The sequence below is a fragment of the Micromonospora maritima genome (genome assembly GCF_902825405.1).
GTDB lineage: Bacteria > Actinomycetota > Actinomycetes > Mycobacteriales > Micromonosporaceae > Micromonospora > Micromonospora maritima.
The window spans coordinates 1-8,158 of sequence record NZ_CADEAU010000244.1 but is presented as its reverse complement, the minus strand read 5'-3'; the positions used below and the strand labels follow the sequence as shown (position 1 = coordinate 8,158).

Below are 8,158 nucleotides of genomic sequence, written 5' to 3'. Positions count from 1 at the left end.
ACGGGTCCCCGGCTCGGCGGGCGGCGCGGCCGGGTCGGCCGGCAGGCCCAGGGCCGCCTCCGAGCCGAGCCGGCGGCGCAGCGTGTTCAGCGCCCGGGAGGTCTGGCTCTTGACGGTGCCCGGCGAGATCTCCAGCAGGGCCGCCGTCTGCGCCTCCGACATGTCCTCGTAGAAGCGCAGCACCAGCACCGCCCGCTGCCGCGCCGGCAACGCCTGCAGGTGTCGCCAGAGCGCGTCCCGGTCGAGCTGATGCTCGATCTCGTCGACCCCGGCCCGCTCCGGCAGCACCTCGGTCGGCCGTTCACCGTGCCAGCGGCGGCGCCACCAGCTGGTCGAGGTGTTGACCAGGACCCGGCGGGCGTACGGCTCGATGGCGTCGATCCCGCCGAGCCGCTTCCAGGCCAGGTAGGTCTTGGTCAGGGCGGTCTGGAGGAGATCCTCGGCGGTGGCCCAGTCGCCGGCCAGCAGGTACGCCGTGCGCAGCAGGGCGCCGGAGCGGGCCGCGACGAACTCGCGGAACTCCTCCTCCAGCGGATCCCTGCTCGCCACACTCACCTCCGCGCCCCCGTCCTGCCTGGCAGGCTCCCATGGCTGGACGGGTGGTCACGTCGGCAAAAGGTGTGCCCTTCATCCGATGTTCGGACGAAAAGTTTCAGGCGCCGTCGTCGGCCTTCGCCTCGTCCTGCTCCTTGCCGATCCGCGCCTCCACGGCCTGCGGCTCGTACATCTCCTCGACCACGCGCAGGTAGAGCTCGTTCGGGTTGGGCAGATTCTTGATCTCGCGGAGCGCCTGTTCCTGGCCCGCCGACTCCAGCACGAACGTGCCGTAGTTGAGGGCGCGACCGCTCGGCGTCTGCTCGTACTTCATGTCGGTGACGCGGACCAGCGGCATCATCGCGACCCGCCGGGTGATGATCCCGTTGACCACCATCACCCGCTTGTTGGTCAGGATGAAGCGGTCGTACCACCAGTCGGCGACCCGCCAGGCGACCCAGCCCATCACCCCGAACCAGAGCAGCACCGCGACCGTGGTGAGCGCGCCGACGTCCTGCCCGGCGAGGAAGCCGGAGAGGTAGCCGAGCACGAACGTGGCCGCGACGCCGACGATGATCGGCGTGGTCAGGTGCACCCAGTGGCGCTTCCACTCGCCGCGGAAGCGCTCGGTCGGGAAGAGGTAGCGGGCCGCCAGGGCGCTGGGCTCGTCCTCCATCGGCAGCACCCGGCGCGGTGCCATGCCGGAGGCGTCGGCCCGCAGGCCGGCCAGCTCCTCCTCGGAGATCGGCTGCTCCGGGTAGCCCTCCGGGTCGCGCGCCCAGCCGCGACCGGAGCGACCCTCGCCGGCGTAGCCGGGGCCGTCACCGAACGCGGCGTCGTCCGACAGGGAGGGACCGCCGCCGTAGGCGGCGCCGGTGCCGTATCCGGGACCGTCGTCCGGGTCGATCCGGGGGATCGGCTCGGTGTCGCGCTCCCGGCGTGCCCGGTCGGGGTCGTCCGGGTCGTAGGGTGGACCGGAAGGGCTGCCCATGTGCGGTTAGGCGACCAGGTTGGTGAAGAAGTCGCCGAAGCCCTGTGCGATGTCCATGATGCCGCCGCCCAGGGACTTGAAGACGTCGGCGGCGGAGTTGGGCCGGTACGCAACGAAGAAGATCAAGAATGCGATGCCGGCCCAGGTGAGGACCTTCTTGACCATAGCGGGCCATCCTCTCGCGCGGAGCCGGGTCCGTTTACCGCAGCGGCACCCAGAGTATCAGCATGGTGTCTGTCCGTGAATATCTGCGTCCGCTCCCCGACTCGCCGGTGCCGGCCGGTCAGGCCTGCCCGTGCAGGTACGGGGACGGTGCGCCGTACACGAGCTCGGGCGGTGTCCACTCGGTGAGGTCGTGCAGCACGACTTCTTCCGCGAGGAGGTGACCCGCGCTCGCCGGCCAGGCTATCGCATGGAGCCACATTCCCCGAGCCTCGCCGGCGTACGCACTTCGATCCGTTTCGGATCGTACGAGCCACAGTGGAGTCGGATGGCCGCCCACCCGGATCTTCGCGTGCGGCAGACGCTCGGGGTGACCAGGGCCGGGATCGGTCAGCGCCTCCTCGACCTGCGGGCCGGGATCGGGGCCGGGCAGTCCCGCGAAGCGGGAACCGAGACCGACGCCGGGTTCCTCCGCCACGAAGATCAGGTCGGCCGGTCCACCGTCGAGCGGGGCCGGACCGGCGCAGGCGACCAGAGTGGCGCGGACGCCGGCCCGGTCGTCACCGGCCCAGGCCACCCCGGTCAGCGTCCACCCCGGCGGCAGCGGCCACGGGCACCACAGCGGCATGCCGGGTCGGTCGGCCGACTCCCCGTCGGCGGCCACCCGCTCCACCACGCTGGCCATGATCTCGGCGCCGATGTGTTCCGGCACGTGCAGGGGCGCGACCGGCCCGCAGCGCAGGCACCGGTACTCGCCGTGCATCAGGTCGGGCTCGCGTACCGGGCCCGCGCACTTCGGACAACTCACCGCGACAGTCACACCCTCACCGTCACCCCGAGCCGGCGAGGCGTCAAGCGGGGCACGTGGGATTTCCGTCAGACGACGGAACCACCGAGCGTCAGGCCGGCGGCGGACCCGCGTACGAGCGGATCCAGGCGTGCATGGCGATGCCGCTGGCCACGCCGGCGTTGACGGACCTGGTGGAGCCGTACTGGGCGATCGAGAAGAGCGCGTCGCAGGCCGACCGGGCCACCGGGGACAGTCCCGGGCCCTCCTGGCCGAAGAGCAGCACGCACCGGCGCGGCAGGACGCTGGTCTCCAGCGGCCGGGAGCCGGGCAGGTTGTCGATCCCGACCACCGGCAGCCGCTCCCCGGCCGCCCAGGCGACGAACTCCTCGATCGTCGGGTGGTGCCGGACGTGCTGGTAGCGGTCGGTCACCATGGCGCCCCGACGGTTCCACCGGCGCCGCCCGACGATGTGCACCTCGGCGGCGAGGAAGGCGTTCGCGTTGCGGACCACGGTGCCGATGTTGAAGTCGTGCTGCCAGTTCTCGATCGCCACGTGGAAGTCGTGCCGCCGCCGGTCCAGGTCGGCCACCACGGCCTCGCGCCGCCAGTAGCGGTAGCGGTCGACCACGTTGCGCCGGTCCCCCGCCGCGAGCAGCTCCGGGTCGTAGCGCGGGTCGTCCGGCGGGTCACCGGGCCAGGGCCCCACACCCACGTCGAGCTGGTCGTCGGTCACGGTCTGCAGAGGGTACGGCCCGCCGGCGCCGACCGTCAGCGCAGGTCGAGCGCCCCGCCCAGCCGGTCCAGGAACCGGCGGTCGGCGGGGCTCGGCGGGAGGTCGCCGGCCCGGCACACGCGGGCGGCCACCGATTCCACCCACTGCCGGTACGCGGCCGAGTCCGCCGGGTCGGCCCGGCGGCGCAGCACCCGTACCGCGGCCCGGGCGGCGGCGAGCAGGTCGACCAGGTCGGTGAGGCGCTCGTCCCGGGCGGCCGCCCCGTCGTGGCGGGCGTAGATGGCGGTGACCACGGCCCGGACCAGGTCGCTGTCGAAGGACCGGCCGGCGGCCACCGTGTCCAGGCCGGCCAGCCCGGCGGCGACGCCGCGCGGCGGGCGTCCGGGACCGGGCGAGGCGGCGGCGACGAGGACTCGACCCGGCAGGTCGGTGAGCAGGTCCCACTCCGCGGCCGAGTAGGCGGCGGTGGTGAGCGGTGCGGCACGGCGACCGGCAGAGGGCGGCTCTCCGGCGACGGAGTGGCTCATGGGAACCTCCAGCCAGAGCATATGCCCCGGAGAAGGGTCAGGGCCCCGTCCCCGCGGAACGGGTACGGGGCCCTGCCGGGCGCGGTGCGCGGGTCAGCGCGGCTCGGGGAAGCTCGGCCGCTCCGGGTCGACGCCGTCCGGGACGGCGGCGGCCGCGTACTCCTTCTTCGGGACCATGACCTTGCGGCGGAACACGCAGACCATCGTGCCGTCCTGGTTGTAGCCGCGGGTCTCCACCGCGACCACGCCGCGGTCCGGCTTCGAGGCCGACTCCCGCTTGTCCAGCACCGTGGTCTCGCCGTAGATCGTGTCGCCGTGGAAGGTCGGTGCGACGTGCCGCAGCGACTCGATCTCCAGGTTGGCGATCGCCTTGCCGCTGACGTCGGGCACCGACATGCCGAGCAGCAGCGAGTAGATGTAGTTGCCGACCACCACGTTGCGCTTGAACTGGGAGGCGGACTCCGCGTAGTGGGCGTCCATGTGGAGCGGGTGGTGGTTCATGGTGAGCAGGCAGAAGAGGTGGTCGTCGTACTCGGTGACCGTCTTGCCCGGCCAGTGCCGGTAGACCGCGCCGACCTCGAACTCCTCGTAGTAGCGGCCGAACTGCATCCTTGTCCCTTCGACGGGCGGCGATGGAGTTCGGCACAGCATGCCTTACCGCTTGTTAAGGCGAGGACGGGGGCGCTCCCGCGGCGGAAATCTCACACCGGACGCACCTGGGGGGAGACGCAATGAGCGGCGGGGCCCTCCCCGGCACCCGCCGCCCACGCTCTGATGTGAGAGATTCTGCCGTACGGCGGTACGGTGCCGACAGAGACGGGCGTCACATTTATCTTTTCGTAACACTACTGAGCGTTACCGTCGACCCCTCGGGAAGCGATCTCCGCAGGCCCGATCCCCGCTCGTCAGAGCGCAAGTTACCGATTCGTAGCCGAAATCGAGCGTGATCTCCCTGGAAACGCTCCCATCACGTGCCGTCACGCAAATGCGGCCTGCACTTGCGTTCCGCACGACCGCTGGCACAGATGGACCTCGATGTGCCCTGGGTCACCGTCGGGCTGCGCAGCGTTTCGTCGCGCAGGTCACGGGAATTCCCCTGGGTCCACCCTGGTTCCACCGGACGTACAGCAATCCGCGGTGATCGGAGAGAGCAATGGCAACGGTTGAGCTGACCACGGCCAACTTCGACGAGGTGACCGGGCGCGACGGCATCGTCCTGCTCGACTTCTGGGCGGACTGGTGCGGTCCGTGCAAGCGCTTCGCCCCCGTCTACGAGCGCTCCTCGGAGAAGCACCCGGAGATCGTCTTCGGCAAGGTCGACACCGAGGCGCAGCAGGAGTTGGGCGCCAAGTTCAACATCAGCTCCATCCCGACCGTGATGGCGATCCGTGACGGCGTGATCGTCTTCGCCCAGCCGGGCGCCCTGCCCGAGTCGGCGCTGGAGAACCTGATCGAGCAGGTGCAGCAGCTGGACATGGACGACGTCCGCAAGAAGCTGGCCGAACACAAGCACTGAGCACCTTCCCGCCGCCGGCCGGGCCCACCTCGGGCCGGGTCGGCGGCGTTGTGGCGTCCGCGTGGCGATGGCGGGACGGGCAGTGAGAATTGGCCGATTGAGGGACAGTTTCGGCCGCTTCCCTCCCGTATCGTCACGACCCGATGGAGACCCTGACCACCCGCGGGCGCGCCGTCCGGTTGGGCGCCACCCTGCTCGGGGCGGTGCTGCTCCTGCTCGGCACCCTGTACGGCACCGACGACGACTTCCCGTTCGGACCGTTCCGGATGTACTCCACCTCCGACCCGCCGAACGCGCCGGCACCGGACACCCGGGTGGAGGGCGTCGACCGCACCGGAGCGGTGGTGTCCCTCGGTCAGGAGGCCACCGGCATCCGTCGGGCCGAGATCGAGGGCCAGCAGGGCCGGTACGCGACCGACCCGAGCCTGCTGCGCACCGTCGCCGAGGCGTACGCCGAACGCCACCCCGACGCCCCGGCGCTGGTCGAGGTGCGCATCGTGGTCCGCTGGTACGACATCCAGGGCGGACGCCCCACCGGCGAGTGGACCGACCGGACCGCCGTGCGCTGGGAGACCGCCGGATGACCGGCTGGCTCACCGAGGCGGTGCCGCGCGGCCGGGTGGCCGCGTTCCGCACCCTCGTCTACCTCTTCGTCGCCGCCGACCTGGTCGTCTTCACCCCCTGGGTGCGCACCCGGGTGGACGTCCCCGGCGACCTCTACCAGCCGCTGCTCGTGGGCCGGCTGCTCCCGCTGCCGACGCCCACCCCCGCCCTGGTCGGGGTGGTCTTCTGGGTGTTGCTGGTCGCCGCGCTGCTCGCCGCGACCGGCCGCGCGCCCCGGTTGCTCGGCTGGACGGTCTTCGCGCTCTACTTCGAGTGGATGGTCGTGGCGATGAGCTACGGCAAGGTCGACCACGACCGGTTCGGGCTCCTCGTGGCGCTGGCCGTGCTGCCCACCGCCGGCCGGGCCCGCCACGGCGACCCCACCCGCACCGAGGCGGGCGGATGGGCGCTGCGCGTCACCCAGATCGCGGTCATCTGCACGTACTTCCTCGCCGCCTGGGCCAAGTTCCGCTTCGGCGGCCTGGACTGGGCCACCGGTTCGGTGCTGGCCCGGGCGATCATCCGCCGCGGCACCGACCTCGCCGACCTGATCGCGCAGGTTCCGCACCTGCTGATCGTGGCGCAGTTCGGCATCCTGGCGTTCGAGCTGCTCAGCCCGCTGGTGTTCGTGCTGCCGGCCCGGTGGCGGACGGCCACGGTCGGCTTCTTCTACTCGTTCCACCTGGTGACCGTCGCGACGATCACCATCTCGTTCGCGCCGCACCTGGTGGCGATGACCAGCTTCCTGCCGCTGGAGAAGGTCCGCCCGGTGGTCCTGGCCCGGCGCCTGCTCGGCCGGGGCGTCCCGGGTGCCGACGAGTCCTCTCCGCCGTCCGTGCCGCCCGCCGGGTCACCCGCTCCTGGCGCGTCGCGCCCGGCCGCCGGTCCGCCCGCCGCCGCTCCGTCCGCGCCCACCGGGTAGCCGGGAACTGCCGCCGGCCGAAGCCGCTGTCGCCTCGTGAAGCCAGTTCACCGAGGTGGCGGCATCCCGAGCCCTCGGACCCCGCCGTCTCCCCGAAATGGCGCGACGGCGCGGAACCGTCAGGAGGTCGGGTCGGGTCGGCCGGACGGGCCGTACAAGCGTTCCCGGGCCTCCTGGGGCAGCGCGCACGCGGCCGTGCCACCCGGCATCCGGTGCCGGTTGCGGGCGACCCAGCGGTACGCCGGCCAGGCAGCGGCGCGTACCGGCGGGAAGCGCAGCCCGGCCCCGGCGAACCGCCAGAGCGGCCCGCTGTCGCCGAGCAGCCGGGCGATGGCGTCCGGCCCGGCGGCGCGGGAGCCGTCGGCGCCCACCCACTGGACCGCCTCCTCGCACTCGGCCTCCGTCAGGCCCAGCGCCGACAGGTCGGCGAACTGCCACGGCACCACGCGGGCCCCGGTGGGGATACGACGCTCGATGAACTGCGCGCAGCTGGTGCAGAAGGCGCAGTCGCCGTCGTAGACGAAGGTCGACGTCTCCATGCCTCCATCCTGCACCCGTGCCGGGGCTCGGCGGTGGCCGGTGTCCGGCGGGTCACTTGCGCATCTTTCGTACACGTGTTCGAATGAGGTCCATGCGCTGGGACAACCTCTCCGCTCCCCCGGACGAGGGGGCTCCCGACCGGGCAGCGCCGGCGGCTCCACCCCTGCCGCTGGCGCTGCCCCACGCGGTCGCCCGCACGTTCGACACACCCGACTTCGCCGGCATGACGTTCTACGAGGTGCAGGCGAGGTCGATCATCAACCGGGTGCCCGGCCAGTCCCGCGTGCCGTTCGAGTGGACGATCAATCCCTATCGGGGCTGCTCCCACGCGTGCACCTACTGCCTGTCCGGCGACACGCCGATCCTGATGGCGGACGGTCGCACCCGGGCGATCAGCGAGCTGGAACCGGGCGACCGGATCTACGGCACCGAACGGCGGGGCGCCTACCGCCACTACGTCGTCACCACGGTGCTCGACAAGTGGTCGACGGTGAAGCGGGCCCACCGGGTCACGCTGGCCGACGGCACCACGCTGGTGGCCAGCGGCGACCACCGGTTCCTGACCGAACGCGGCTGGAAGCACGTCACCGGCAGCATGCGGGGCGGGGCGCGACGCCCCTACCTGACCACCCGCAACCGCCTGCTCGGCACCGGGCGGTTCGCCGTCGCGCCGAAGCGCTCGACCGACTACCGGTGGGGCTACCTGCACGCGCTGGTCCGCGGTGTCGGCCGGCCCGGCACCCGGTTCCGGCTGGCCACCTCGGCGGCCGAGGCGGTGGAGCGGGCGGAGCGGTTCCTCGCCGAGGCCGGGGTCGACGTCGAGCGCACGCCCGGCCGGGC

At 72.2% G+C, this 8,158-nt stretch carries 11 protein-coding genes and 1 pseudogene; 4 read left to right on the top strand and 8 right to left on the bottom strand.

The features are described from left to right. From HUW36_RS20260 to HUW36_RS20230, 7 genes are all read right to left on the bottom strand, one after another. Positions 1–549: SigE family RNA polymerase sigma factor (locus HUW36_RS20260; protein WP_174529611.1), on the bottom strand; the 549-nt coding region annotated here is incomplete at its 3' end. Positions 550–652: 103 nt separating this feature from the next. Beyond that, complete coding sequence (locus tag HUW36_RS20255; protein ID WP_174529610.1) at positions 653–1,525, bottom strand: PH domain-containing protein; 873 nt, start codon at positions 1,523–1,525, stop codon at positions 653–655. A gap of 6 nt (positions 1,526–1,531) precedes the next feature. Continuing rightward, on the bottom strand, positions 1,532–1,690 hold the full coding sequence (locus HUW36_RS20250) for a hypothetical protein (RefSeq protein WP_013283898.1): 159 nt from the start codon (positions 1,688–1,690) through the stop codon (positions 1,532–1,534). 118 nt (positions 1,691–1,808) lie between these two features. After that, a complete protein-coding gene (locus tag HUW36_RS20245) occupies positions 1,809–2,507 on the bottom strand; it encodes a DUF6758 family protein (protein WP_343044342.1) in 699 nt (232 codons plus the stop codon). Positions 2,508–2,586: 79 nt separating this feature from the next. Next, entirely contained in the window at positions 2,587–3,210 is a 624-nt protein-coding gene (locus HUW36_RS20240) for a TrmH family RNA methyltransferase (RefSeq protein ID WP_174529609.1), read from the bottom strand. A 35-nt stretch (positions 3,211–3,245) separates the two neighbouring features. Continuing rightward, positions 3,246–3,737, bottom strand: a complete 492-nt coding sequence (locus HUW36_RS20235) for a hypothetical protein (RefSeq protein ID WP_174529608.1) — start codon at positions 3,735–3,737, stop codon at positions 3,246–3,248. Positions 3,738–3,830: 93 nt separating this feature from the next. Then, entirely contained in the window at positions 3,831–4,346 is a 516-nt protein-coding gene (locus tag HUW36_RS20230; RefSeq protein WP_098743791.1) for a MaoC family dehydratase, read from the bottom strand. 544 nt (positions 4,347–4,890) lie between these two features. Between HUW36_RS20230 and trxA the strand changes: the two genes are divergently transcribed. The 3 genes from trxA (at position 4,891) to HUW36_RS20215 (ending at position 6,778) form a co-directional block, all read left to right on the top strand. Further along, positions 4,891–5,253 (top strand): thioredoxin, encoded by a 363-nt coding sequence (gene trxA, locus HUW36_RS20225; RefSeq protein WP_091582637.1) that lies wholly within the window; start codon positions 4,891–4,893, stop codon positions 5,251–5,253. 143 nt (positions 5,254–5,396) lie between these two features. Next, positions 5,397–5,837, top strand: a complete 441-nt coding sequence (locus HUW36_RS20220; RefSeq protein ID WP_174529607.1) for a hypothetical protein — start codon at positions 5,397–5,399, stop codon at positions 5,835–5,837. After that, the gene (locus HUW36_RS20215; RefSeq protein WP_174529606.1) at positions 5,834–6,778 is read left to right on the top strand and encodes an HTTM domain-containing protein; all 945 of its coding nucleotides are present in this window, start codon (positions 5,834–5,836) and stop codon (positions 6,776–6,778) included. The genes HUW36_RS20220 and HUW36_RS20215 overlap by 4 nt, the downstream gene beginning before the upstream one ends. A 119-nt stretch (positions 6,779–6,897) precedes the next feature. Here the strand turns inward: HUW36_RS20215 and HUW36_RS20210 are convergent, their stop codons facing one another. Further along, complete coding sequence (locus HUW36_RS20210; protein WP_174529605.1) at positions 6,898–7,317, bottom strand: thiol-disulfide oxidoreductase DCC family protein; 420 nt, start codon at positions 7,315–7,317, stop codon at positions 6,898–6,900. A gap of 92 nt (positions 7,318–7,409) precedes the next feature. Between HUW36_RS20210 and HUW36_RS20205 the strand changes: the two are divergent. Then, positions 7,410–8,158 (top strand): annotated as a pseudogene (locus HUW36_RS20205) (intein-containing Rv2578c family radical SAM protein); the annotation flags it as partial.

Excerpts from the sequence above, each read along its gene's own strand:
- HUW36_RS20255 (WP_174529610.1), bottom strand. The coding sequence starts at position 1,525 with ATGGGCAGCCCTTCCGGTCCACCCTACGACCCGGACGACCCCGACCGG.
- HUW36_RS20250 (WP_013283898.1), bottom strand. The coding sequence starts at position 1,690 with ATGGTCAAGAAGGTCCTCACCTGGGCCGGCATCGCATTCTTGATCTTC.
- HUW36_RS20235 (WP_174529608.1), bottom strand. The coding sequence starts at position 3,737 with ATGAGCCACTCCGTCGCCGGAGAGCCGCCCTCTGCCGGTCGCCGTGCC.
- HUW36_RS20230 (WP_098743791.1), bottom strand. The coding sequence starts at position 4,346 with ATGCAGTTCGGCCGCTACTACGAGGAGTTCGAGGTCGGCGCGGTCTAC.
- trxA (WP_091582637.1), top strand. The coding sequence starts at position 4,891 with ATGGCAACGGTTGAGCTGACCACGGCCAACTTCGACGAGGTGACCGGG.
- HUW36_RS20220 (WP_174529607.1), top strand. The coding sequence starts at position 5,397 with ATGGAGACCCTGACCACCCGCGGGCGCGCCGTCCGGTTGGGCGCCACC.
- HUW36_RS20215 (WP_174529606.1), top strand. The coding sequence starts at position 5,834 with ATGACCGGCTGGCTCACCGAGGCGGTGCCGCGCGGCCGGGTGGCCGCG.
- HUW36_RS20210 (WP_174529605.1), bottom strand. The coding sequence starts at position 7,317 with ATGGAGACGTCGACCTTCGTCTACGACGGCGACTGCGCCTTCTGCACC.